Annotated in this window: 20 protein-coding genes, 1 tRNA gene and 4 pseudogenes; 9 read left to right on the top strand and 16 right to left on the bottom strand. The window is 62.6% G+C overall.

Annotation, left to right across the window (positions count from 1 at the left end):
- The first annotated feature begins 199 nt into the window (after positions 1–199).
- Entirely contained in the window at positions 200–829 is a 630-nt protein-coding gene (locus tag ACFQAU_RS16235; RefSeq protein ID WP_132443441.1) for a DUF4167 domain-containing protein, read from the top strand.
- Between the two features lie 63 nt (positions 830–892).
- On the opposite strand, the gene ACFQAU_RS16230 is transcribed toward ACFQAU_RS16235, so the two are convergent.
- The 8 genes and pseudogenes from ACFQAU_RS16230 to lptF form a co-directional block, all read right to left on the bottom strand.
- On the bottom strand, positions 893–1,471 hold the full coding sequence (locus tag ACFQAU_RS16230) for a hypothetical protein (RefSeq protein ID WP_132443440.1): 579 nt from the start codon (positions 1,469–1,471) through the stop codon (positions 893–895).
- A 2-nt stretch (positions 1,472–1,473) separates the two neighbouring features.
- A complete protein-coding gene (gene rsmA, locus ACFQAU_RS16225) occupies positions 1,474–2,316 on the bottom strand; it encodes a 16S rRNA (adenine(1518)-N(6)/adenine(1519)-N(6))-dimethyltransferase RsmA (protein WP_132443439.1) in 843 nt (280 codons plus the stop codon).
- Positions 2,313–3,285 (bottom strand): annotated as a pseudogene (gene pdxA / locus ACFQAU_RS16220) (4-hydroxythreonine-4-phosphate dehydrogenase PdxA). The gene rsmA and the pseudogene pdxA overlap by 4 nt, the downstream one beginning before the upstream one ends.
- Positions 3,282–4,520 (bottom strand): peptidylprolyl isomerase, encoded by a 1,239-nt coding sequence (locus tag ACFQAU_RS16215; protein ID WP_120351024.1) that lies wholly within the window; start codon positions 4,518–4,520, stop codon positions 3,282–3,284. The pseudogene pdxA and the gene ACFQAU_RS16215 overlap by 4 nt, the downstream one beginning before the upstream one ends.
- Positions 4,508–5,152 (bottom strand): LPS assembly protein LptD, encoded by a 645-nt coding sequence (lptD, locus tag ACFQAU_RS16210; RefSeq protein WP_386283452.1) that lies wholly within the window; start codon positions 5,150–5,152, stop codon positions 4,508–4,510. Before lptD ends, ACFQAU_RS16215 begins: the two co-directional genes overlap by 13 nt.
- Positions 5,086–6,672, bottom strand: coding sequence for an LPS-assembly protein LptD (locus tag ACFQAU_RS16205; RefSeq protein ID WP_386283446.1), 1,587 nt, complete (start codon positions 6,670–6,672; stop codon positions 5,086–5,088). Before ACFQAU_RS16205 ends, lptD begins: the two co-directional genes overlap by 67 nt.
- A 1-nt stretch (position 6,673) precedes the next feature.
- Positions 6,674–7,771, bottom strand: a complete 1,098-nt coding sequence (lptG, locus tag ACFQAU_RS16200) for an LPS export ABC transporter permease LptG (RefSeq protein ID WP_132443436.1) — start codon at positions 7,769–7,771, stop codon at positions 6,674–6,676.
- Positions 7,768–8,901, bottom strand: a complete 1,134-nt coding sequence (gene lptF / locus ACFQAU_RS16195) for an LPS export ABC transporter permease LptF (RefSeq protein WP_132443435.1) — start codon at positions 8,899–8,901, stop codon at positions 7,768–7,770. The genes lptG and lptF overlap by 4 nt, the downstream gene beginning before the upstream one ends.
- Before the next feature lie 131 nt (positions 8,902–9,032).
- Between lptF and ACFQAU_RS16190 the strand changes: the two genes are divergently transcribed.
- Both ACFQAU_RS16190 and ACFQAU_RS16185 read left to right on the top strand, forming a co-directional pair.
- Entirely contained in the window at positions 9,033–10,505 is a 1,473-nt protein-coding gene (locus tag ACFQAU_RS16190) for a leucyl aminopeptidase (RefSeq protein ID WP_132443434.1), read from the top strand.
- 7 nt (positions 10,506–10,512) lie between these two features.
- Entirely contained in the window at positions 10,513–10,971 is a 459-nt protein-coding gene (locus tag ACFQAU_RS16185; protein ID WP_120351029.1) for a DNA polymerase III subunit chi, read from the top strand.
- 51 nt (positions 10,972–11,022) lie between these two features.
- Here the strand turns inward: ACFQAU_RS16185 and ACFQAU_RS16180 are convergent, their stop codons facing one another.
- The 4 genes from ACFQAU_RS16180 to ACFQAU_RS16165 all read right to left on the bottom strand — a co-directional run bounded on the left by ACFQAU_RS16180 (position 11,023) and on the right by ACFQAU_RS16165 (position 14,872).
- The gene (locus tag ACFQAU_RS16180) at positions 11,023–11,499 is read right to left on the bottom strand and encodes a dihydrolipoyllysine-residue succinyltransferase component of 2-oxoglutarate dehydrogenase complex (RefSeq protein WP_132443433.1); all 477 of its coding nucleotides are present in this window, start codon (positions 11,497–11,499) and stop codon (positions 11,023–11,025) included.
- A 150-nt stretch (positions 11,500–11,649) separates the two neighbouring features.
- A complete protein-coding gene (locus tag ACFQAU_RS16175) occupies positions 11,650–12,231 on the bottom strand; it encodes a retropepsin-like aspartic protease family protein (RefSeq protein WP_132443432.1) in 582 nt (193 codons plus the stop codon).
- A gap of 45 nt (positions 12,232–12,276) precedes the next feature.
- Entirely contained in the window at positions 12,277–12,915 is a 639-nt protein-coding gene (locus tag ACFQAU_RS16170; RefSeq protein ID WP_067629053.1) for a MarC family protein, read from the bottom strand.
- A gap of 91 nt (positions 12,916–13,006) precedes the next feature.
- The gene (locus ACFQAU_RS16165; protein ID WP_067629091.1) at positions 13,007–14,872 is read right to left on the bottom strand and encodes an ABC-F family ATP-binding cassette domain-containing protein; all 1,866 of its coding nucleotides are present in this window, start codon (positions 14,870–14,872) and stop codon (positions 13,007–13,009) included.
- Positions 14,873–14,978: 106 nt separating this feature from the next.
- On the opposite strand from ACFQAU_RS16165, the gene ndk reads away from it, so the two are divergent.
- Positions 14,979–15,401 carry a nucleoside-diphosphate kinase gene (ndk, locus tag ACFQAU_RS16160; RefSeq protein WP_067266630.1) on the top strand — a complete coding sequence of 141 codons (423 nt, stop codon included), beginning with the start codon at positions 14,979–14,981 and terminating at the stop codon, positions 15,399–15,401.
- Between the two features lie 63 nt (positions 15,402–15,464).
- On the opposite strand, the gene ACFQAU_RS16155 is transcribed toward ndk, so the two are convergent.
- The 3 genes and pseudogenes from ACFQAU_RS16155 to ACFQAU_RS16145 all read right to left on the bottom strand — a co-directional run bounded on the left by ACFQAU_RS16155 (position 15,465) and on the right by ACFQAU_RS16145 (position 17,164).
- The gene (locus ACFQAU_RS16155) at positions 15,465–15,887 is read right to left on the bottom strand and encodes a DUF4112 domain-containing protein (protein ID WP_120351031.1); all 423 of its coding nucleotides are present in this window, start codon (positions 15,885–15,887) and stop codon (positions 15,465–15,467) included.
- 95 nt (positions 15,888–15,982) lie between these two features.
- On the bottom strand, positions 15,983–16,105 hold the full coding sequence (locus tag ACFQAU_RS16150) for a hypothetical protein (protein ID WP_259980958.1): 123 nt from the start codon (positions 16,103–16,105) through the stop codon (positions 15,983–15,985).
- Between the two features lie 145 nt (positions 16,106–16,250).
- Positions 16,251–17,164, bottom strand: a pseudogene (locus tag ACFQAU_RS16145) (MBL fold metallo-hydrolase).
- 43 nt (positions 17,165–17,207) lie between these two features.
- Between ACFQAU_RS16145 and ACFQAU_RS16140 the strand changes: the two are divergent.
- Both ACFQAU_RS16140 and ACFQAU_RS16135 read left to right on the top strand, forming a co-directional pair.
- Positions 17,208–18,529, top strand: a pseudogene (locus ACFQAU_RS16140) (ATP-binding protein).
- Between the two features lie 69 nt (positions 18,530–18,598).
- On the top strand, positions 18,599–19,048 hold the full coding sequence (locus tag ACFQAU_RS16135; protein WP_067629061.1) for a DUF4442 domain-containing protein: 450 nt from the start codon (positions 18,599–18,601) through the stop codon (positions 19,046–19,048).
- Between the two features lie 26 nt (positions 19,049–19,074).
- Here ACFQAU_RS16135 and ACFQAU_RS16130 read toward each other — a convergent pair.
- Positions 19,075–19,151, bottom strand: a tRNA-Ile gene (locus ACFQAU_RS16130).
- A gap of 128 nt (positions 19,152–19,279) precedes the next feature.
- On the opposite strand from ACFQAU_RS16130, the pseudogene purM reads away from it, so the two are divergent.
- From purM to rnd, 3 genes and pseudogenes are all read left to right on the top strand, one after another.
- Positions 19,280–20,325, top strand: a pseudogene (gene purM / locus ACFQAU_RS16125) (phosphoribosylformylglycinamidine cyclo-ligase).
- Positions 20,322–20,918: a phosphoribosylglycinamide formyltransferase gene (gene purN / locus ACFQAU_RS16120; protein WP_132443429.1), complete on the top strand. Its 597-nt coding sequence runs from the start codon at positions 20,322–20,324 to the stop codon at positions 20,916–20,918. Before purM ends, purN begins: the two are co-directional and overlap by 4 nt.
- A gap of 79 nt (positions 20,919–20,997) precedes the next feature.
- A complete protein-coding gene (gene rnd / locus ACFQAU_RS16115; RefSeq protein WP_120351035.1) occupies positions 20,998–22,155 on the top strand; it encodes a ribonuclease D in 1,158 nt (385 codons plus the stop codon).
- The last annotated feature ends 19 nt before the right edge of the window (positions 22,156–22,174 follow it).

The following is a 22,174-nucleotide window of genomic DNA, read 5'->3' as shown; positions in this document are numbered from 1 at the left end:
AAAACGGCTCTTTGGCAGGCCAAGCGGCAGTTTCTTCTTGCCCAAGCCTGTCTGGCATGGTTAGTCAGGGGTGTTGCAGCGGTGGATGCCATAGGCGGTCCCGCGCGGCACTATGCCCAACATATCGCTTAGGCCGGGTTCAAGACGTGCTTTGCACCCCCGGTGAACGACACACAGCACACAAGGCTGACATCATTCCATGAATTCTCCCAGATCACGCTCCCGGTCGAAGAATAACCGCAAACGCTCGTCGCAAGGTGGCGGCGGCAATGTCGTCAACCGTGTTTTTGACAGCTCCGGCCCCGAGGGTAAGGTGCGCGGCACGCCGCAGCAGGTTATCGAGAAATACAACCAGCTGGCCCGCGATGCACAGTTGAGCAATGACCGTGTTGCAGCCGAGAACTTTCAACAGCACGCCGAGCATTATCTGCGTCTGCTGAGCGAAGCGCAGCGCGAGGTGGATCAGCGCCGCGAAGAGCAAGAGCGCCAGAACCGTGAGCGCCAAGCCGAACGGGATCGCGAGCGTGCAGAGCGTCAGGAGCGCGAGGCGCAGCAGGGCGGAAATCAACCTCAGGGCAATCAGTCTCAGGGAAACCAACCGCAAGGCGATCAGCCAAAAGCGGAGAAACAGCCCGAGCAAGAGCCCGCTCAGCAGCAAGCCGAGGCCGAAACGAACAGCGAAGAGAGCACGCTGGTCGACACGCCCGAAAGCAAGCCCAAGCCGAAACGCGCCCCGCGTCGCAAGCCCAAGCCGAAAGCGGCAGAGGCACAGCCGCAGGACAATGGCAGCGATGGCGACGGTAACGACACCGCCAAAGCCGCAGAATAACAAAAGCCCCGCAAATTGCGGGGCTTTTTCGTGTAGGCCATTGGTAGGGCGCGCGGGGTGGGCTTACCCTTCCATCCCCGCCTGCACATATCTGACACGCCCGTTACGCCGCAGCACTTCTTCACGCGGCTCCCAGTCGTAGCGCGGGTCGCTCATGACCGGCGACCAGAACAACTCGCCGCCCTGCCGCCATGGATCAAGGACAAGCCCTGCCTCCATCTGGGCACCCGCCGCCGAGATGATGGCCGTCGAATGATCCAGCAACAATCGCGAGTCGCCATTGGCGATGGCGCGGTGCATGTCGAGCGTGGCGAAATCTTCGGCCAACAGCCGTTTCTCCAGATCCTCGGCCCAATGCCAACACAGGCCCCGTGGCTTGCTGCCGTTGTTGACCTTCACGTTATGGATCAGCGGCGGGTCGGTGATTTGATAGGAAATCGCCAGCTCATGGGTATGACGGTAGGCGATCCGCGCTGCACGGGCGGCCTCTGCCGGGTCCACACTGGGCGAGAGTTCTGTAATGGCACGGGTCAGCGCCGAAATATCGGCCTCAGTCCCCAGTGGTGGTGGCCCGTTGCGGGGCAAGGCACAGGCGGAAAGCGTCAGCAGCAGCGTGCAGACGAGCAATAGACGGTAGAACATTTTCACCCCTTGGCGATTTCACGGGCAAGGGCGCAGAAGCCCTCTAGCGGCACCTGCTCGGCCCGGTCGGTGGGTTTCAGCCCGGCGGCGTGAAGGCGATCTTCGATATCCGGCGCGGCGCCCTTGAGGGCCGAGCGCAGCATCTTGCGACGTTGATTGAACGCCATCGCGACCACGCGGCTGAGCACGGCGGGATCAGCCGGATAGCGCGGCTCGGGCAGGGCGGTCAGATGCACCACACTCGACGAGACCTTTGGCGGCGGTGTGAAAGCCCCCGGCGGCAATTGCATGACGATACGCGCATCGCTGCGCCATTGCGCCAGCACGGCCAGCCGCCCATAGGCTTTGGAGCCGGGCGTCGCGACGATCCGCTCGGCCACTTCGCGTTGGAACATCAGCGTCAGGCTTTGCCAAAACGGCGGCCACTCAGGCGGGGTGAGCCAGCGCACCAGCAACTCGGTCCCGACGTTATAGGGCAGGTTGGCGGCCACGCGGATCGGCGGGGTCAGATGGCTCAGCGGGTCGATCTCCAGCGCGTCGCCTTCGATCACCGTCAGGCGACCGGGGTAATGTTCTGCGACCTCGGCCAGCGCGGGCAGGCAGCGGCGGTCTTTCTCGATCGCCAGCACGTGCCGCGCGCCCTCGGCCAGCAGCCCACGGGTGAGGCCACCGGGGCCGGGGCCGATTTCCAGCACGTCGCAATCGGCCATATCCCCCGCTTGCCGTGCGATCTTGGCCGTGAGGTTCAGGTCCAGCAGGAAGTTCTGGCCGAGCGACTTCCGCGCGGCCAGTTCGTGGGTGTTGATCACCTCGCGCAGCGGCGGAAGGTTGTCGATTGCACTCATATTTTTTGGCCCATCTGCCATGCCAGTTTGATCGCTTCGATCATGCTGGTCGGGTTGGCGCGCCCTTGGCCCGCGATGTCAAAGGCGGTGCCGTGATCGGGGAGGTGCGCACGAAAGGCAACCCCAGCGTCACATTCACCCCCGGTCAAAGTCCAACGTCTTGATCGGGATCAGCGCTTGGTCGTGATACATCGCCACCGCCGCGTCATAGCCTGCGCGGGCGCGGGCGTGGAACATCGTATCGGCGGGCAGCGGCCCGGCCAGGGCATAGCCTTCGCCTTGCATTTCGATAATCAGCGGCGCGATCCAGTCGATCTCTTGCTGCCCCATGCTGCCGCCTTCGCCCGCGTGGGGGTTCAGCCCGGCCACAGCAATGCGCGGACGTTCAACACCGAAACGGTTCTGCAATTCCTGCGCCGTGATCTCAATCGTGCGGCGCAGGCCCGCGGCTGTCAGCGCCTGCGGCACCTGATCCAACGCGATGTGGATCGTGGCGGGCACGACGCGCAACTGGTCAGAGGCCAGCATCATCACCACGTCGTCGACACCAGCAAGTGCTGCGAGATATTCGGTATGGCCGGGGTAGGCGAAATTCGCGCCGTCCTGCAGCGCCTTCTTGTGGATCGGCGCGGTGCAGATGGCACAAGCGGCCCCCGTTTGCACCAGATCGACTGCGCGGGCGATCACGCCAATCACCCCCTGCGCATGGCCGGGCTGCGGCACCCCGGCGAGCGCGGCACTGTCAAAAGCGTAAGGCAACACAGGCAGCGCATCGGCATTTGGCCAGCCCACATCATCCGCACTGTCGATAAAACGGTGCGGCACATCCGTGGGCAGGTGGCGCGGGTCGCCGATCCAGAACATCGGGATGTCAGACGAAAGCGCCGCCCAAGCACGGGCGGCGATCTCTGGGCCGATACCTGCGGGTTCACCGCAGGTGATGGCCACCGGCCGGGAGGGGCCGCTCATTGGCGGGTGATACGGGCTTCGGCGCGGGCCTGTTCCAACAGTTGCGTGGCGTAGCCCTCAAGCTTGCGCTGCCGGATTGAGCTTACCACCGCGTCGCGGTTCACATCGGCATTGGCCGCCGTGGTGCGGTTGCACAGCATGAGGAACACCAAGGTCTCCCCATTGGCACGGGTCAGCGTGGTCGAGACTTCGCCGGGGTCGAGTTTGGCCAGTTCGATGGCCACGTCCTGCGGAATCTCTGCCGGTGCCTTTGAACCGCGGTCGAGCACATTGGCGGGCTGTCCCTTGGCAACACCGTAAAGGTCATCACATTGATCTACCTGACCGCGCAGCTGCGCCGCGCGCGACAGGGCGGCCTCGGACCGGCCACCGGGGATGTAATAGGCGGCGTAGTCAATCTCGGAATATTCAACGCTGGGCTTGCCAGTCTCTTCGATGCCGCGCAGCTGGAACAGGGCCACGGCGTTGGGGATCGGCAGCGGGGCCGTCACCTCACCGGGGGCAAGCGCCAGCAGGATCGGGCGCAGGCTGGCGGGCAGATTTTCAAGCGGGGTCCAAGGCATCTTGCCGCCGCGCCCGCGTGAGGCGGTGGCGGAATATTGGCTCGCATAGGACGAGAACTCAGCCTCAGTCCGGCTTTGCGCGATCCGCGCGGCCAGCGCATTCACCTGATCGGCGTTCTGCGGCGGGGCGGGGATGATGATCTCGGACAAAAGCACGCGCAGGCCATTGTTGCCCCGGCTGCTGCCAAGGGCGCGGTCGACCTCTTCGTCGGTAATGTCGACGCGGCCATTATAGCGCGCGCGGATCAGATCACGCCACGCGGCGCTGATCACGATGAAGTCACGAAAGGTCTCTTCCGAGATCTGCGCCTGACCCAGAACCTTGAGAAATTCTTCGGTCGTCAGATCCGCGCGGCTGGCAAATTCGGACATGCCGGATTGAATGCCCTCTGGCGTGACTTCGAGCCCGGCTTGGTCAAGCACTTGCCCGCGCAGCCGGTCGTCGATCAGACTGTCGATCACGCTGTTGGTATCCGTTCCCGGTGCGCCGATCAGCTGCATGAAACGCTGCCGCTGCTGGACTTCGTAACCGGTAATGACCTCATCGTTGACACGGGCCACGGGCGCAAAAAGGTTCTGCGCCGCTGCGGATTGGCCGACGACCAACGCAAGGGCGAGCGCCGCAGTGCCACGGATCCCGGCACGGACTGTCTGTTTCGTTACTTCCCACATGAGCGTACGTATCTTTCTGTTCCGGTGTTTGCGGCAAAGCCCCTGAGGCCGATGTTAAAACCGATATCCGTTGAGGGCTCAACACTTGTTGAGGATGAATAGCTGCGGTTAACGGAAAGGTCGACCTGCACGCATTCATTGTTGTAGCTCAGGCCAAGTCCTGCCGTCGCGGCGCGTTCATCAGCGAGGTCGAACCGCCATTCGGCCGAAGCTTGCCATTGGCTGTTGATCGAATAGCTGCCGTCAAAGGTGATCTCTGACACATCTTCGTCGCGGTCCTCTGCGGCGTCTTCGTGCAGCCAGACATAGCTGCCCGCGATCTGCCCGCGTTTGAAATCCCAGATGCCGCGCAGCTCGGCCTTGGCGACTTCGAAATCATCATCGATCAACCCGCGCCCAATGAGCGCCAAACCGTCGTCGCTGCGCAATTGCCCGGCCAGCAGGAAATCGGAATGGGTGCCCTGCAACCCCGAGCTAAAGGTGAAGGCATCATCGGCCTTGGCCCGGATTACCTGCCCAAAAGAAAAGCTGGTATCCAAACCGGTCGGATCAATCCGCGCCCAGTTCACACCGAAAGCCGCGACCGCACCGCGTTCACGCCGGTCGGGGCGCGGAAAGCGGCTGAGCGACAAGAAGTTGCCCTCGTCATATTCGACCAGCGTGCTTTCCTCATTCGGGATATTGAGCCGGTCCCCCCGGTCCAGCCGAACTGCACAATCGGTTCGAACTGTTGCACCACACCGCGCGCCTCGCGGCGCTGCATGGGGTAGCGAAATGCAACAGAGGCATGCGGGACGAGGTCGTAGTGCCGCTCACTGTAAAAGGCATCCTGCGCGATGTTGAACAGACCAAAGCTCGCCCCGGCCCGAAGATCGGTGACCAGACCGTTGCCAAAGGTAAAGCGCCGCAGCCATTCAGCCTCGCCATTGAGCCGCGACACGTCGCGCCCGTCGGCTTCGCCATCGCCGTCGCCATCGGTGCTGAGATCAGAGGCCCGGCGGTGGCTATGGGCCTCAAGCGTCAGACGAACTTCGCCACCAAGTGACGTGGGGAAATAGCGCCGCTGGTGTTCGCCGTCCAAGACGAGATTGGGCAACAGATCATTGTCTTCGCCATCGCGCAGCGACTGGTAGTTCAGCAGGCTTGCGCGCACATATTGATCCCGCCGCGCGCGGCTGACGGTCAACTCGCTGGTCAGGCGGTCCTTGTCGGAATAGCCGTAGTCACTGAGGTAGGACCGGTCGCTGGTGACCTCGATCCCGAAGTAAAGTTTGTAGTCCCGCCGCAGATCGAAGGTGCCGGTGCCAAACAGGTAGCCACGGGTTTCACCCGGCTCCAATTCGTCATCGGTGATCGCGCCGTCAAAGTCGATCCGGCCAGCGACGAAAGCCTGTCGGTAGCGGAATTCAAGCGTGCGGGTTTCGGCGGAAAGATAGGGCGTCAGCGTCAGATCGCGGTGATCGCCAATCTTGATGAAATAGGGCAGTTTCAGCCCCACGCCCAATTGCGAGGTTGAGCGCACCGAGGGGGCGAGAAAGCCGGTTGCGCGGTCCAATGTCGGGTCGGGCAGGCGCAGGCGCGGCAGATAGGCGACGGGCACGTTTTTGATGCGAAACTGCGCCTCGTCAAAGTAAAGCTGCTGGGCCAATTGGTCATGCACCACCCGTTTGGCGCGGATCTGCCAAAGTGGCGTTTCGCCATCTTCGCATACTTTGCAAGAGGTTACGGAGGCTTTGTAAAGTTGACTATAGCGCCCTTCGACCCGATTGATCTGCACGGCAGCAAGCTGCAACTGCTGCTCAAGGATCATCCGCGCGCCGCGCAGCAGCCCCGATTGCAACCCTGCATCAAGGGAGGCCGCATCGGCGAGGATCGTGGTATTCTCGCCCTCCGACAGCACAATCGGCCCTTCGATGCTGAGCGCGCCGGTGGCCTGATCATAGCGGATCGCCGTGGCGCGCAGCCGCGTCTCACCTTGGAAGGCCTCGACATTTCCCTGCGCAACCAAGACCTTGTCACGGGTAATGAACACCTGATCGGCCACCAGAACGGCGGGGCGGTCGCTGGCCGGGGCGGTCTGTGCGCTGACCGTCAGCGGCGCGAAAGTCAGGGGCGCAAAAGTAAGGGCAAGTCCAACAAGGGCCGCGCGCATGTCAGCCATCCTCCGCGTGCAAAAGCAGGCCTAACGCCAGAAAAATCGCGGCCACGGGCGGGGCCCAAGCGGCGAGTGTCACGGGGATCTGGCCGTTTTCGCCAAGGATCTGTGCGAAACTGCGAATGAAATACAAACCGAACCCCAGCAAAATCGAGGCCAGCACAGCAATGCCGGTCCCCCCAAAGCGGGTATGGCGCATGGTGAATGCGCTCGCAACCAGAACCATGGCGACCAGAAAGAAGGGCCGCGCCAGTTCGGCCTGCAACCAGACCTCATGCTGGCGCGTGCTGAAACCCGCCTGTTCCAACTGGCGGATGAACTCTGGCAACTCGTAGATGGACACGGCAGCCACCCGGCCAATGCTCTCGCGGATGCGCTCAACGGTCAGGGATGAGGGGATGGTCAGGGTCTCATGCTCTTCAGAGGCGCCTTCGGCGTTCACCCCGGCCTCCAGCGGCCAAATCTTGGCACCGGTCAATTCCCAGTCGCCACCGCTCAGCTGCGCGCTTTCGGCTTCGATCCGGCGGATCGGACCTTTCTCGGCGTCATAGCTGATGATCGTCACATTATAGAGAACGGAGGCATCGCTGTTGGTGCGCCACGCGCGAATGACCGATTGGCCTTCTTCCGTGCCCTGACGCAGCCAAAGCCCCTCGTCGCTCACCGACAGGGCCGAGCGACCGTTGGAGCGGTATTTCTGGGTCAGTTGCTCGGCCCGTTCACTGGTCGCGGCGACGATGGGGTTGAGAAAGGCCACCGCCAACGTGCCGATGATCAGCGCCACCACCACCGGTGCCACCAGCGCACGCAGGGCAGAGCGGCCTGCGGCACGGGTCACCACCAACTCCGAGGACCGCGCAAGACCGATGAAAAGCGCCACCGTGGCAAGGATCATGATCAGCGGCAGGATCATATTGATGGTCTGCGGCATGTGCAGCAGCGTCATCCCCAAGACCTGATCCCAGCCCACATCATCATCGGCAAAGCGCCGGGCCTGATCCACACCATCGACCAGCATCACCAAGGCGGCCAGCACGCCGGTGATGACGAGAAAGCTCATGAAAAAGCGGCGGGCGAAGTAGAGATGGAGGATCATGCGGCCGCCCCTTTGCCACGTAGCCGCCGCCTTATCCAGCGCGGATGTGCCGCCTGCCAAAGCATTACCAGCGTCAGCACGGCCCCGATAAGCGAGGGCAGGTAGGCCAGCGGCCAAAGGGCCGCGGTCTCACGGATTTGCACCACCATCGTGCCCCGCAGCCCGTCAATGGCGATGAGCAGGCCAAAGGCGATCACCGCCTCGCGCCAGACGCCAAAACGGGAAAAGCCGCCAAGGATCAAAGTGGCAAAACCGATCATCGCCGCGACGAGGCAAAACAGCGGTTGCGCAAAACGGCCATGCAGCTCTTCGGCGACGACGCCCGCTGTGGTGTCGGTTTGCGCCGCAACCTCGCCCCAATTCCAAAGCAGATCGGGCGTCACCATGGCGCTGACCGACGGGTCAATCGCATCGCCACTGCTCACCAAGGGAGAAATATCAAAGGAAAAGTCGCGGAATTTGGCCGTGGCCAAACGGTTGCGTTCGGTGTCCAGCCGCTGCGCCATACCGCTGAGCATGATCAGCGTCGTGCTATCGCCATTACGCGCCAGATAGGCTTCGGCGGCGGTATAGATCACCCCCTCATTGGCCTTGCGCCGATCCGACAGAAAAACATCACGCAGCACTCCATCGTTGTCGATGGCCCGAGTGTAGAAGGTCACATCGTCGGAAGGGTGTAGAAAAGTCCCCTCTGTCAGCAGTCGCGCGGTGAGATTGCGCGAGATCTCGGCCTCGCGCTGTTTCAACTGACCCTGCGCCATGGGCACCAGAAAATGGCTGAGCACCGTCATCATCACCGCCACACACAGCCCGAAGACAAAGACAGGCCAAGCCAGCCGCCATGGGCCCGAGCCTGCGGCCTGCAGCACGGTCAACTCAGATTCGCCCGACATGCGGTTGGTCACATAGACCGAAGCGGCAAAGGTCGCGATGGGCAGGACGGTGACGATGAGCTTGGGCAGGCCAAGGGCCGTGAACTCCAAAAACACCAGTGCAGATTGGCCATCGCCGATCAAACGGTCGAATAGGACCACCGCGCGGTTGATCCAGAACAGCGCCACCAGCACCAGAGCGAAAAAGCCGAACATAACCAGAAGTTGCGACAGCATGTAGCGGTCAATTCTTGCCACTCTGATCCCCCGAGATGCTCTGACGGCCTTTGTGCAGATCCTAAAGCAATTCGCGGGGCGGGAAAACTGCTATCTGGCCATGCGCGGCGCGTCGCGATAGGTCTGGGGCAAAATCAACCATGAGGCACGCCATGACCGATCTGACCCCCATCACTTTCGCCGAGACCGACATCGACCGTATCGCGGGGCATTCCGGTCGGGTCGCGGTGTTTCTTGAACCTGAGGGGCGGCTCGATGCCGGCGCGCGGCGGGTCAATCGGCTGACCAAAGGCGCCTTGCAGCGGCTGATGGAAGGTGAGCGTTTCGCAGCGCTGAAACCCGGTGACATGCTCAGCATGGGCTATCCCGCTGGCATGGCAGCAGAGGCGGTGGATGTGATCCACATGCCGCGCCGGGCCGATGTGATGACCGCGCGCAAAGCCGGGGCCGCGCTGGCCAAGCGCCGGGGCGACAGTGATCTTTTGCTGCTTACCGCCGCGACCCGCCGGGTGGCGGATGTGGCCTTTGGTTTGGCGATGCGGGACTATGGGTTCGAAGATCACAAATCCGCGCCCAAGCCGCGTAAAGGCAGTGTTGAGGTGATGTGCTCCAAACCCGAGGAGGCCCGCGAGGCCGCAGCGCCGTTGATGGCGGTGGCCGAGGGCGCTTTCATGACGCGCGATCTGACCAACGCGCCTGCCAACATCCTGACCACAACCAATTTTGCCGAACGTCTAGCGGAAATGGAGAGCTTGGGCCTTAAAGTTGAAGTGCTGGATGAGGAAGAGCTTGCAAGCCTTGGTATGCGCACGCTTTTGTCTGTGGGGCAGGGGTCTGACAGCCCTTCCAAAGTCGTCGTGATGCGGTGGGATGGCGGCACAGATGATGCGGCCCCGCTGGCGCTGGTTGGTAAGGGCGTTGTCTTTGACACCGGCGGCATCAGCCTCAAACCCGGCGCGGGCATGGAAGACATGACCATGGACATGGGCGGCGCAGGCGTTGTTTCGGGCGTGATGCGCACGCTGGCGCTGCGCAAGGCCAAGGCGAATGTTGTCGGACTGGTGGGCATTGTCGAGAATATGCCTTCGGGCAATGCGACCCGTCCGGGCGATGTGATCACAACCATGAAAGGCGACACGGTGGAGGTCATCAACACCGACGCCGAGGGGCGTTTGGTGCTCTGCGATGTGATGTGGTACGCACAGGACCGCTTCAAACCTGCCGCGATGATCGACCTGGCGACGCTGACGGGCGCGGTCATTATCGGACTGGGTCATGAAAACGCTGGCGTCTTTTCGAACGACGACGGGCTGTGCAACGATTTCCTGAAGGCCGCCGAGAGTGAAGGCGAGGGCGCATGGCGTCTGCCGCTGGGGCAAGGCTATGACGATCAGTTGAAAAGCCGGATCGCCGATATGAAAAACATCGGCGGGCGTCCGGCGGGGTCGATCACGGCGGCACAATTCCTTAAGCGCTTCGTCAAGGATGAGACACCTTGGATTCACCTCGACATCGCTGGGGTCGCCTCGCTGAAGTCCGAGAGCACATTGGCCCCCGCGGGCGCGACAGGCTGGGGCGTGGCGGCGCTGAACCGACTGGTCGCCGACCGTTTCGAGAAGGGCTGAGCCGGATATGGGGGCGGCTTACTTCTACCACCTGACCCAGCGACCTCTGGTCGAGACGCTGACGATGCTGCTGGAAAAGTCGCTCGCCAACGGGTGGCGCGTGGCCCTGCGCGGGACCGATCATGCGGGGCTGCAAGCGCTTGACCGGGCGCTTTGGACCTATTCGGACGACAGTTTTCTGCCCCATGGCATGGCGGGCGGGCCGCAGGATGCAGAGCAACCGGTGTTGCTGACCTTGGAGGATGGCACGCCCAATCGCGCGGACTGTTTGATGGCGGTGCATGGTGCCGATGTCACCGCCGAAGAGATCGCGTCGCTGCAACGGGTCTGCGTATTGTTCGACGGGCATGACCCCGTGGCGCTGGATCAAGCACGCGGCCTGTGGAAGCGGCTGAAATCCGAAGGCGCGTCGGCGCAATATTGGTCTGAGGAAAGTGGTCGCTGGGAAAAGAAGGCCGAGACCTAAAGGCCAGCGGAGCAGGGGCAGGGCCGCAAGGCCGCCGCCCCTGACTGCTGGTCAGGCCGCTTTGTCGAGGGCGGGTTTCGCGGCAGCCGTGGCTTTGCTTGCGGTGGCCTCTGGCGCATCCGGTTCGACCTTGCTGACGTAGGATTTGGCAGCTTCGACCGCGCTGTTGTTCACCGGTGCGATCGTATCCAGCAAGGCGCGGGTGCGCTGGCTGTCGACGCTGCGCTGTGCGGCCGCACGGGCAAAGGCTTCGTTATCCGCTGTCGTGGTTTTTGGGGCCGTCTCGGTCGGCTTTGCCTGTGCTACGGCTTGCACCGCTTCGGTCTTGGCCGGGGCTTGCACGGACTGAGGTTTGGACGCCTCTTGGGCTGCCGCGCTGTTTTGCGTGGTCTGCCCTTCGCTGGCGGGTTTTGCTTCTGCCTGCGGGGCTTCGTTCTTGGTTTTCTCAGGCTTTTCAGCCTTTTCCGCCTTGGCGGGTTTGTTGCTTTGTTGGTAGGTGGTTGACCCACCCATAATATTCGTCAGCATAGCAGCACGTTCTCCAAAATTGGGTACAGTTGTGCCTTACAGGTATCTGCCCAAAAGGGCGGAAACCTGTTCAATTCACGGCGAATGCGGCGTCATTTTGCGGCGAGTTTGATTCTTCTTTTCGCATTTCGGGCAAGGTTCTGCCCCAAATCACCGGCTCAAGCGCAGCTCACCGCCGCTGATCTCGATCCGGCCCCAGCGTTGCAGGTATCCCATCCCCAAAAGCGATTGGGACATGACCCCGTCATTCACCACCGCGGGAACATTGCGGTCAACCGCCTCGCCCACCACGACCTCGTCCAGCCGCACGAAAGCGGTGCGCGTCTCGCCATTGGCGGTGCCCGCGCGGCCAAGGTAATCAAGCCCCTCGGGGTCAATGCCAATCCGCGCGGCGTCGGATTTGGTCAAGACGATATCAGACGCGCCGGTGTCGACGACGAAACGCACCGAAGCACCGTTGATCTGGGCCGTCAGGTAGTAATGCCCATCGCGCCCGCGCGGCAGGACGATCTCACCCTCTTGGTTGACGGAGAGCTGTTGGCGGGCGGTGTCGCGGGTGATGTCTTGCCACAGGCCGACCCCGGCCGCCGCGCCGGTAAAGATCAGCCCCCAGACCGCCGCCTGTTGCAGCGTCTTGTTCATATTGGGCCGGCTTTGCAAAAAGAACCAGCCCGCCAGCATCGCCAGCAAAACGATGAGGTAGATCAGATGTGCTGTATCGATTTCGGCCATGAATGCGCCCCCTTACACCTCATATAGGAAGGGGCCGGGCAAATGTCAGCCGGGCGTCGGGCCGGGGCCAAAACCAAAGGCCGCCAGCCCGTCGAGCACGAATTGAACCGAGAGGGCCGCCAGCAACATGCCCAGCAGACGGGTGATGATGTTGATGCCGGTCTTGCCCATCGCCCGCTCTAGCGCGCCGCTGACCTGCATCGTCAACGCCATGACCACCAGCGTCAGCGCGGTGATCACGATGATGGTCAGCAGCCCTTCGCCGCCCGGTTTTTCACCCGTCAGCAGGATCACCGAGGCGATGGAGCCGGGGCCAGCGATCAGCGGAATGGCCATAGGGAAAACCGACGGATCGTCGTGGTCATCCTCATCCGCGCGGTCTTCGCGGCGTTTGGTGCGGCGGTCGAACAGCATGTCGAGCGCGGTGATGAACAAAAGAATGCCGCCCGCCACACGGAAGGCGGGCATCGAGATGCCGATAAAGCCCAGCACCGCCTCGCCAAAGGCGGCAAAGATCAACAGCACCAAGCCCGCCACACCCACCGCGCGCCATGCGATCAGGCGGCGTTGTGCATTGCTCATCCCACGGGTCAAGGCAAGGAAGACCGGCGCGATGGCGATGGGGTCGATCACCACGAACATCGTGACGAGGGCGGTGATCATATAGGCGGTGTCGAGGGTCATAGGTCTTCCTTGGCGCGGGGCTTCTTGCCAGAATGCACGAGGGCCGCCCCTTAGGCGACCCCCGCGATGTGATAAATTGGGCCTTGCTGGGTCAGGCTGTGGCTTTCTCCAGCTTTTCTTGCGCGCCGACCCAGAGGCTCTCCGCACGCTCCAGCGCTTCCATCACTTCAGCGTATTTCTTGTTCCAGACCTCAAGCTCGCCGGTCTTGGCATCTTCGTAGAGCGCCGGATCGGCCAGTTTCTTGGCCAGCTTGTCGCGCATCTCGTTGATTTTTTCCATGCGTGCTTCGGCCTTGCGGACTTCGCTGCGCAGGGCCAGCACCTCATCGCGGCTGGCGCGTTTGGGTTTGGGGGCTTCTTTGGGCTGTTTCGATGGGTTCTTGCTGACAGGCTTTTCGGGTGTCAGCAGCATCTTGCGATAGGCTTCGAGGTCTTCCTCATAGGGTTTGACCGTGCCGTTCGATACAAGCCAAAGCCGGTCGGCCACCAGCGACAATAGGTGCATGTCGTGGCTGACAAGGATCACCGCACCCGAGTAGCGCGTCAGCGCCTCGACCAGCGCCTCGCGGCTTTCGATGTCGAGGTGGTTGGTCGGCTCATCGAGGATCAGCAGATGCGGGGCGTGCAGCGTGGCCAGCAGCAGCGAAAGCCGCGCCTTCTGCCCGCCTGACAGTCGCCCCACCTCGGTCTCGGCCTGTTCCGGGCCAAGACCAAAGCCCGCCAATTGCGCGCGCAGTTTCGATTGCATCACACCAGGGCGGGCGGCGATCATATGTTGCAGCGGCGTCTCTTCGACGATCAGCTCATCCACTTGGTGCTGGGCAAAGAAGCCCACCCGCAGCTTGGAGGAGTTGACCTGCCGCCCGGCCATCAGCGGCAAACGGTCCGACAAAAGCTTGGCCAGCGTTGATTTGCCCTGACCGTTCTTGCCCAAGAGCGCGATACGGTCGTCTTGGTCGATGCGCAGGTTCAGACGGGTCAGCACCGGGTTGTCGTCGCTATAGCCGACCGAGCCGTTCTCGATATTGATAATCGGCGGCGAGAGTTCCTCGGGCTCAGGGAAGGTGAAGACCTTGCGCGCCACATCCTCGGGCGCGGTGATCATATCCATCTTCTCGATCATCTTCAGACGCGATTGCGCCTGTTTCGCCTTGGAGGCTTTGGCCTTGAAGCGATCCACGAAGCTTTGCATGTGATCGCGGCGGGCCTGTTGTTTCTTGGCCATCGCCGCCTGCAACGCGCGTTTCTCGGCGCGCTGGCGGGCGAATTGGTCATAGGGACCCTGATAATACGTCAGCTTGCGGTCTTCGAGGTGCAAGATACCGCCCACGGCGCGGTTCAACAGACCGCGGTCGTGGCTGATGATCAGCACCGTATGCGGGTACTTTGCCAGATAGCTTTCCAGCCACAGCGCACCTTCAAGGTCGAGGTAGTTGGTCGGCTCGTCGAGCAGCAGCAGGTCAGGCTGGGCAAAAAGTACGGCGGCCAGCGCCACGCGCATCCGCCAACCGCCGGAAAAGGCAGAGCAGGGCATCTGTTGTTCTTCGTCGTCAAAGCCCAGACCTTTGAGGATCGACGCGGCGCGGCCTTCGGCGGACCAAGCGTCGATATCGGCCAGACGGGTCTGGATGTCGGCGATGCGGGTCGGGTCTTCGGCGGTTTCGGCCTCTAGCATCAGCCGGGCACGCTCCACATCGGCAGCCAGCACCGTGTCGATCAACGAGGTCTCGGATGAGGGCACTTCCTGCGCCACGCCGCCGATCTTGGCGCGGGACGGCAGAGAGATGTCGCCACTGTCGAGCGACAGCTCGCCACGGATGATCTTGAACAGCGTGGTCTTGCCCGCGCCATTGCGCCCGACGATGCCCACCTTGTGGCCCTCGGGGATCACGGCGGAGGCTTCCTCAAACAGAGGGCGGCCTTCGACGGAGTAGTTGATTTCTGAAATGCGTAACATGCACGCCGTTTGGAGCAAGCCGGGCCGAAGGTCAATCACGGCTTTTCATGTGTTAGACCCCATGCTAGGGAGCGCGCAAATCAACACCCGCTATGGAGTACAGCCAATGGCCCTCGAACGCACTTTCTCGATCATCAAGCCCGACGCAACCCGCCGCAACCTGACCGGCGCCATCGTCAAGAAATTCGAAGACGCTGGCCTGCGCGTTGTCGCACAAAAGCGCATCCACCTGACAAAGGCGCAGGCGGGCGAGTTCTACAAGGTGCACGCCGAGCGTCCCTTCTACGACGAACTGTGCGAGTTCATGGCCTCCGCGCCGATCGTTGCTCAGGTTCTCGAAGGTGAAAACGCCATCGCGAAAAACCGCGAAGTCATGGGCGCCACCAACCCTGCGGACGCCGCCGAAGGCACCATCCGCGCAGAATTCGCTGAAAGCGTTGGCGAAAACTCCGTGCACGGTTCCGACGCACCGGAAACCGCAGCGGTTGAGATCGCCTACTTCTTCTCCGGTCTGGAACTGGTCGGCTAAGCCACCATTCTTCGGAAAACGATTGAAAGGGTCGCCTTCGGGCGGCCCTCTTGCGTTTAGGGATCAGTTATTGAGCGTGGGGTGATGCGAAGACATGCGCCCTTCGACGTTTCCCGTGGGCGGCGCTTTGGCGGCTTGGTCCTTCAGGTGACGTTCCAGCAGATCGACGTTGCGCAGTTTCGACTTCCAACCGATGTCAAAAAGGTCACCCACCAGCGGGACCGAACCGATAACGTAATCGATCCCGGTGTTCACCAACATCTTCGCCAGCATCCCCTTTGGCGCGCCCATCCGGTGTGATTCTTTCAGAATATAGGCCGAAGGGAGCAGGGCGAGCGTATCGCCCACCACGGGCACGAAACCCAAAATCGAATCCCATCCCATGCGCACACCGACAATCGGCACTTTGAAGGCGCTGTCCATGCTGACCGCCAGACGGCGCAGACGGGCGAGGTCGGCTTCGTGAGAGGGGGCGTGGGGTTCCATATCTGTCCTTGCGTGTTGCTCTAGGCTGCAAACGCGCGGTCAGGCTGCAAAGTTCCCCAAAGCACCGGCCCCATCCGGCGCGTCGCGGGGCCTGCTCAAAGGCTGGCGTAATCGGTAATCAACGGTGTGGGACGCTGCGGTGGCTGGGCCGAGGTGCCCTTGGGCGTCTGCTCGGGCTTCGGTTTTTGCGGTTGCGGCGTTCTGTCAAGTCGGGCCATCGGGTAGCTCCTTTGCTGCTCGCTGGGGTTTGATGTCTCTCACCCTCGCAACCAGCTTGGGCGCGGTTCAGGTCCATAAAGGGGCCTAATTGCGCCCAGATTGAGGCATTTGTTGCGATTTTGCGACGGAATCCGCGGTTTTCCCCTATGAGGTGAGGGCGAAATGCGCCTCTGCGTGCAAGACGCCCCGCGGGGCAACGCGGCCCCGGCCTGTCAAATCGACCAAATGCGCCAGCACGTTTCGCGTGGCAGCCCCCAAAAGCGCGGCGGGGGTCTCGGTATAGATCACGCGGGCGAGGTCCTCAGCCGTGGCAGGCCCGGCGTTCAGCGCCTCAAGGATCGACGCCTCCCGCGCGCGGCGGTGCGCCACCAACCAGTCGAGCCGCGTGTTGGGATCGAGGACCGGCGCGCCGTGGCCGGGGTAGAACACACGCCACTGTCGGGCAGCCAGCTTTTCGCAAGAGGTCATGAAATCGGTCAGATCCCCATCGGGCGGCGAGACCAGCGAGGTGGCCCAGCCCATGATGTGATCCGCCGTGAGACAGGCATCCCCCCAAGCGAGGCAGAGGTGATTGCCGATATGGCCCGGCGTGTGCAGCACCTCCAGCGCCCAGCTTTCCCCCTCCAGTACGTCACCGTCGGCCAAGGTATGATCGGGGATAAATTCGTGATCCACACCTTCACCACCGCCCATCAGCCCCGCCTCGGCCAATCCCTGCATTACTGGGGACCGGCCCGCCGTGGCGTTGCCAAAAGCCCAGACCTCGGCCCCGGTCCGCGCGGCCAAGGGACGCGCGAGGGGGAATGGTCGAGATGCGTATGGGTCACAATGATATGGCTGATCCGCTGGCCCGGCTGGAGCGCGGCGAGGATCGCGTCAAGATGCGCGGGGCTGTCGGGGCCGGGGTCGATCACGGCAACCTCGGACTGGCCCAGAAGATAGGTATTTGTGCCGCGATAGGTCATCGGCGAGGGGTTGGGCGCCACGATACGGCGCAGCCCGGGCTCCAAGGTTTCGGCAAGGCCAATCTCGGGGTCGAAGTTGTCGGGCGGCAGCATGGTTTCACCTTTCGCTGGGGCAGGGGCTGGCTAAGGTCTAGCCATGAATTTTGCCTGGCTCAAACGATATGTGCCGCGCGGCATCTACGGACGCGCCGCGCTGATCTTGCTGTTACCGGTGGTGTTTTTGCAGTTGGTCGTTGTGGTGATCTTTGCCCAGCGACATTTCGAAGGCGTCACCGGTCAAATGACCGACACGGTCCTGCGCGAGTTGGAACTGGTCATGCTGGCGGTCGGCACGGCACCCGATGCCCAATCGGTGCCCATGGCGGTAGAGGCGCGGGCGGGGCCGCTTGATTTCGTGGTGACCCGGGCCAATCGTCCGCTGCCAGTTCAAGACAGCTTGTTGTGGTATGACTATTCGGGCCGGGTGCTCATCCCACGGATGAGAAGCCGCATGGAGGGGATCAAGACATTTGACCTCAGCGATGATGATTTTGTCGTGCTCTACGTCGATAGCGTGCATGGCCCGCTGCGCATCCAGTTTGAACGGCGGCGGATCTCGGCCTCGAACCCGCACCAGCTTTTTGTCTATACGGTGTTCTTCGGGGTGCTCTTGAGCCTCATCGCCTCCATATATCTGCGCAACCAGCTGCGCCCTATCAAACGCTTGGCCCGCGCGGCCGAGGCTTTTGGCCGGGGGCGGCATGAACCCTATACCCCCACCGGCGCGGTCGAAGTCCGCGCGGCGGGCAATGCCTTCGTTGACATGCGCGCCCGGATTGAGCGGCAGATTGAGCAGCGGACCATGATGCTCTCGGGGGTAAGCCACGATCTGCGCACACCGCTGACCCGTATGCGCCTTGGCCTGTCGATGATCGATGAAGAGGATGCCACCCCGTTGCTGGCCGATGTGGATGACATGCAGCGGATGCTGGATGAGTTTCTCAACTTTGCCAAAGGCGCCGCCGAGGGCGATCCCGAGGAAGTGGCGCCGCACCGTTTCATCAGCGCCATTGTCGAAGACGCGCAGCGCACCGGGCGCAAGGTCACGCTGTTGCCGCCTGAAGGTGCGGGCGAGGGGATCGTGAAACTGCGCAAGGTGGCAATGCGCCGGGCGGTGGATAACCTGATCTCCAACGCCGTGCGCTATGGCTCGCAGGCCGAAGTCTCGGTCATGCTGAGCGACCGCACCCTGCGTATCCGTGTCGAAGACGACGGCCCCGGCATCCCGGAAGAGCGGCGCGACGAGGCAACGCGGCCGTTCTCGCGGCTTGATCCTGCGCGCAATCAAGACAAGGGCGGCGGCGTTGGGCTGGGCCTTGCCATCGCCTCCGACATTGCGCGCGCCCATGGCGGGGTGCTGCGGCTGGGGAATCGGCGCGGCTTGGTGGGCTGCGTGCAGATATTGTCATCGCGCGGTGACCCGGCGGCAGGATTGTGCCGCGCGCGCGGCTTTGCCACAGTGAGCCGACCTTAGAACGGAGCGCAGCCATGACCCCCTACGACATGATCAAAGCCCATCTCGACACCGCCGTGCCTTTTGCCGCCCATGTCGGGGTGAAACTGCTCAAGATCGGCGACGGCACCGCCAGCGCCGAACTGGTGCAGCGGCATGAGACCTCTAACCACATCGGCACGCAGCACGCAGGGGCGATGTTCACGCTGGGCGAAGCCGCCTCGGGTGCTGCCATGGCCGGGGCGATTGCGCCGGTGATTATGGACATGCGCCCCGTCGCGGCCATGGGGCAAATCACCTTTAAAAAGATCGCCGAGGGTACGCTGACCGCCCATGCCGAAACCTCGCGCCCCGGGGCCGAGCTGCTGACCGCGTTGCAAGAAGACGGAAAAGTCGCCTTTGACGTGGCGGTCGACATCCAGAATGAGGCGGGTGAGACGGTCGTTGAGATGCAGGTGAACTGGCATGTCAGCGCCAAACGCTGAGGTTTGGGCGAAAAGCGGGGGCGGAATGGTAGGCCCGGCAGGACTTGAACCCGCAACCAAAGCGTTATGAGCGCTCTGCTCTAACCAATTGAGCTACAGGCCCGCCATGGGCGTTTGGGTATGACGCCGCAGCCCGAGCGTCAAGACATTAGCTGCACCAAATGATTGCAGTGACCCGCACAATACTCTAACTCCGCGCGCAAGGGAAAATGCGCGCCGGGGGCCATGACCATGACGAAATCCGACAACGGAATCACCTATGCCGAAGCAGGCGTGGATATTGACGCAGGCAACGCGCTTGTAGAGCGGATCAAGCCAGCGGCGAAATCCACCGCGCGGCCCGGCGTTATGTCTGGCCTTGGCGGCTTTGGCGCGCTGTTTGACCTGAAAGGCGCAGGTTTCACCGATCCAGTGCTGGTTGCGGCGACGGATGGCGTAGGCACCAAGCTGCGCATCGCGATAGATACCGGCAACGTCGACAGCATCGGCATTGATCTGGTTGCCATGTGCGTCAACGATCTGGTCTGCCAAGGCGCCGAGCCGCTTTTCTTCCTCGACTATTTCGCGACCGGCAAGCTGGAACTCGACAGTGCCGCACGGATCATTGAAGGCATCGCCAAAGGCTGCGCCGATTCCGGCTGTGCCCTGATCGGGGGCGAGACCGCTGAAATGCCGGGCATGTATCACGCGGGCGATTTCGACCTCGCCGGTTTTTCCGTCGGCGCGATGGAGCGCGGAACCGAGCTGCCGCGCGATGTGAAAGAGGGCGACGTGCTCTTGGGCCTGCCCAGCGACGGGGTGCATTCCAACGGCTATAGCCTCGTGCGCAAAATCGTTGAGCGCAGCGGTCTGGGCTGGGGCGACGATTGCCCATGGGGCGAAGGTGATCTGGGCAGTGCGCTGCTCACACCGACCAAGCTTTACGTCAAGGGCGCCGTTGCGGCCCTGCGCGCCGATGCCGTGTCGGCGCTGGCGCATATCACGGGCGGTGGCCTCACTGAAAACCTGCCGCGTGTGTTGCCCGTGGGGCTGGCGGCTGAGATTGACCTGAACGCATGGGACCTGCCGCCGGTCTTCAAATGGCTGGCCGCCGAGGGGGCATGGCCGAGGCCGAGATGCTCAAGACTTTCAACGCTGGCATTGGCATGGTTGCCGTCGTCTCTGCCGATAAGGTCGACGCGGCCAAGGCCGCTTTTGCCGAGGATGGCCACGCTGCCATCGAAATCGGGCGTATCACCACCGGCAATGGCGTCACCTATTCCGGCGCGCTGCTTTGACCAAGCGGGTTGCGATTTTCGTCTCGGGCGGCGGCTCTAACATGCGGGCGCTGGTCGAGGATATGACCGGCGACCATGCAGGCCGCCCCTGTTTGGTGCTGTCCAACAACCCGGACGCGGGCGGGATCGCTTGGGCGCAGGCGCAGGGGATCGCGACCGAAGTGGTCGATCACCGCCCCTACGGCAAAGACCGCCCCGCGTTTGAGGCGGCTTTGAGCGCCGCACTTGAGGCCCATGCGCCGGACATTATTTGCCTTGCCGGCTTTATGCGCAAACTGACCGAAGGCTTCACCGATGCTTGGGCCGGGCGGATGATCAATATCCACCCGTCGCTGCTGCCGAAATACCGCGGGCTGCACACCCATGCACGCGCGCTTGAGGCGGGCGATACCGAACATGGCTGCACCGTGCATGAAGTCACTGCCGCTTTGGATGATGGTCCGATCCTTGGCCAAGCGCGCATTCCGGTTCTGTCGGGCGACACGGCAGAGACCTTGGCCCAGCGGGTGCTGGTGCAAGAACACCGCCTTTACCCCGCCGTGCTGCGCCGTTTCGCCGCCGGGGAACGCCAGCCGGTCATGCTCACGGGCTGACGCTGGTCAAAGCTTTCCGCGTGATGTACCTCTTGAGCAAAGCCCGATGACCGGGCGTGCAACTTGTCAAAGAGCATTTATGAAAACCATCACCACGACCGCCGACCTCGCGCAATTCTGTGAAGAAGCTGCGCGCCATGATTACGTGACCGTCGACACGGAATTCCTGCGTGAGCGGACCTATTATTCCAAGCTCTGCCTCGTCCAACTTGCCATGCCCGGCACCGACGACAGCAACGCCGTGCTGGTCGATCCCTTGGCCGACGGCATCTCGCTTGAGCCGCTTTACGATCTGTTCCGCGACACATCGGTGGTCAAAGTGTTCCACGCGGCACGGCAGGATCTTGAGATCTTCTACGTCGACGCCAAGGTCTTTCCCGAACCGCTGTTCGACACGCAGGTGGCCGCGATGGTCTGCGGCTTTGGCGAACAGGTGGGCTATGAGACCTTGGTGCGCAAGATCGCGCATGAGTCGCTGGACAAGACCTCGCGCTTTACCGATTGGTCCCGCCGTCCGTTGACCGACGCACAGAAGACCTATGCGCTGGCCGATGTGACCCACCTGCGGCAGATTTACGAGTTTCTGGCGCGCAAGCTTGAACAGACCGGCCGCGCCCGTTGGGTGGCCGAGGAGCTTGAGACGCTGCTCAGCCCCGATACCTATGTGACCCAGCCGCAGGATGCGTGGAAGCGGGTCAAGACCCGGACCAATTCGCCGAAGTTTCTGGCGATCGTCCGCGAATTGGCCGCCTTTCGTGAGGATTACGCCCGCACCCGCAATATCCCGCGCAATCGCGTGTTCAAGGATGACGCGCTGGTCGAATTGGCAAGCCTCAAACCCTCTAACGGCGAGGAGCTGAACCGCGCCCGTCTGCTGCTGCGCGAGGCCCGCAAAGGGGAAATCGCCGAGGGCATTTTGAAAGCCGTGGCCGCAGGCGTGGCCTGCAAAGCCGCCGACATGCCGCAACCCGACCGCAAGCGCGACAAGCTGCAGGTGAACCCGGCGCTGGCCGATCTGCTGCGGGTTTTGCTCAAGGCCAAGACCGAAAGCGCAGGCGTCGCGGCCAAGTTGATCGCCTCGGCCAGTGATCTGGATATGTTGTCGGCGGGAGAGCGCGACGTGCCGGCCCTGCGCGGCTGGCGGCATGAGGTCTTTGGCGCCGATGCGCTGCTGCTCTGCGAGGGCAAGATTGCTTTGGCCGCCGATGGGACGGATGTGAAAGCAGTCAAAGTCTGAACTGAAAAGAGCCGCCCGA

The organism is Sulfitobacter profundi (assembly GCF_042661425.1).
GTDB lineage: Bacteria > Pseudomonadota > Alphaproteobacteria > Rhodobacterales > Rhodobacteraceae > Sulfitobacter > Sulfitobacter profundi.
The sequence above is the reverse complement of the archived record's forward strand: the minus strand, read 5'-3'. Positions and strand labels throughout refer to the sequence as shown.

Excerpts from the sequence above, each read along its gene's own strand:
- ACFQAU_RS16235 (WP_132443441.1), top strand. The coding sequence starts at position 200 with ATGAATTCTCCCAGATCACGCTCCCGGTCGAAGAATAACCGCAAACGC.
- ACFQAU_RS16230 (WP_132443440.1), bottom strand. The coding sequence starts at position 1,471 with ATGTTCTACCGTCTATTGCTCGTCTGCACGCTGCTGCTGACGCTTTCC.
- rsmA (WP_132443439.1), bottom strand. The coding sequence starts at position 2,316 with ATGAGTGCAATCGACAACCTTCCGCCGCTGCGCGAGGTGATCAACACC.
- ACFQAU_RS16215 (WP_120351024.1), bottom strand. The coding sequence starts at position 4,520 with ATGTGGGAAGTAACGAAACAGACAGTCCGTGCCGGGATCCGTGGCACT.
- ACFQAU_RS16205 (WP_386283446.1), bottom strand. The coding sequence starts at position 6,672 with ATGCGCGCGGCCCTTGTTGGACTTGCCCTTACTTTTGCGCCCCTGACT.
- lptG (WP_132443436.1), bottom strand. The coding sequence starts at position 7,771 with ATGATCCTCCATCTCTACTTCGCCCGCCGCTTTTTCATGAGCTTTCTC.
- ACFQAU_RS16190 (WP_132443434.1), top strand. The coding sequence starts at position 9,033 with ATGACCGATCTGACCCCCATCACTTTCGCCGAGACCGACATCGACCGT.
- ACFQAU_RS16185 (WP_120351029.1), top strand. The coding sequence starts at position 10,513 with ATGGGGGCGGCTTACTTCTACCACCTGACCCAGCGACCTCTGGTCGAG.
- ACFQAU_RS16180 (WP_132443433.1), bottom strand. The coding sequence starts at position 11,499 with ATGCTGACGAATATTATGGGTGGGTCAACCACCTACCAACAAAGCAAC.
- ACFQAU_RS16175 (WP_132443432.1), bottom strand. The coding sequence starts at position 12,231 with ATGGCCGAAATCGATACAGCACATCTGATCTACCTCATCGTTTTGCTG.
- ACFQAU_RS16170 (WP_067629053.1), bottom strand. The coding sequence starts at position 12,915 with ATGACCCTCGACACCGCCTATATGATCACCGCCCTCGTCACGATGTTC.
- ACFQAU_RS16165 (WP_067629091.1), bottom strand. The coding sequence starts at position 14,872 with ATGTTACGCATTTCAGAAATCAACTACTCCGTCGAAGGCCGCCCTCTG.
- ndk (WP_067266630.1), top strand. The coding sequence starts at position 14,979 with ATGGCCCTCGAACGCACTTTCTCGATCATCAAGCCCGACGCAACCCGC.
- ACFQAU_RS16155 (WP_120351031.1), bottom strand. The coding sequence starts at position 15,887 with ATGGAACCCCACGCCCCCTCTCACGAAGCCGACCTCGCCCGTCTGCGC.
- ACFQAU_RS16150 (WP_259980958.1), bottom strand. The coding sequence starts at position 16,105 with ATGGCCCGACTTGACAGAACGCCGCAACCGCAAAAACCGAAGCCCGAG.
- ACFQAU_RS16135 (WP_067629061.1), top strand. The coding sequence starts at position 18,599 with ATGACCCCCTACGACATGATCAAAGCCCATCTCGACACCGCCGTGCCT.
- rnd (WP_120351035.1), top strand. The coding sequence starts at position 20,998 with ATGAAAACCATCACCACGACCGCCGACCTCGCGCAATTCTGTGAAGAA.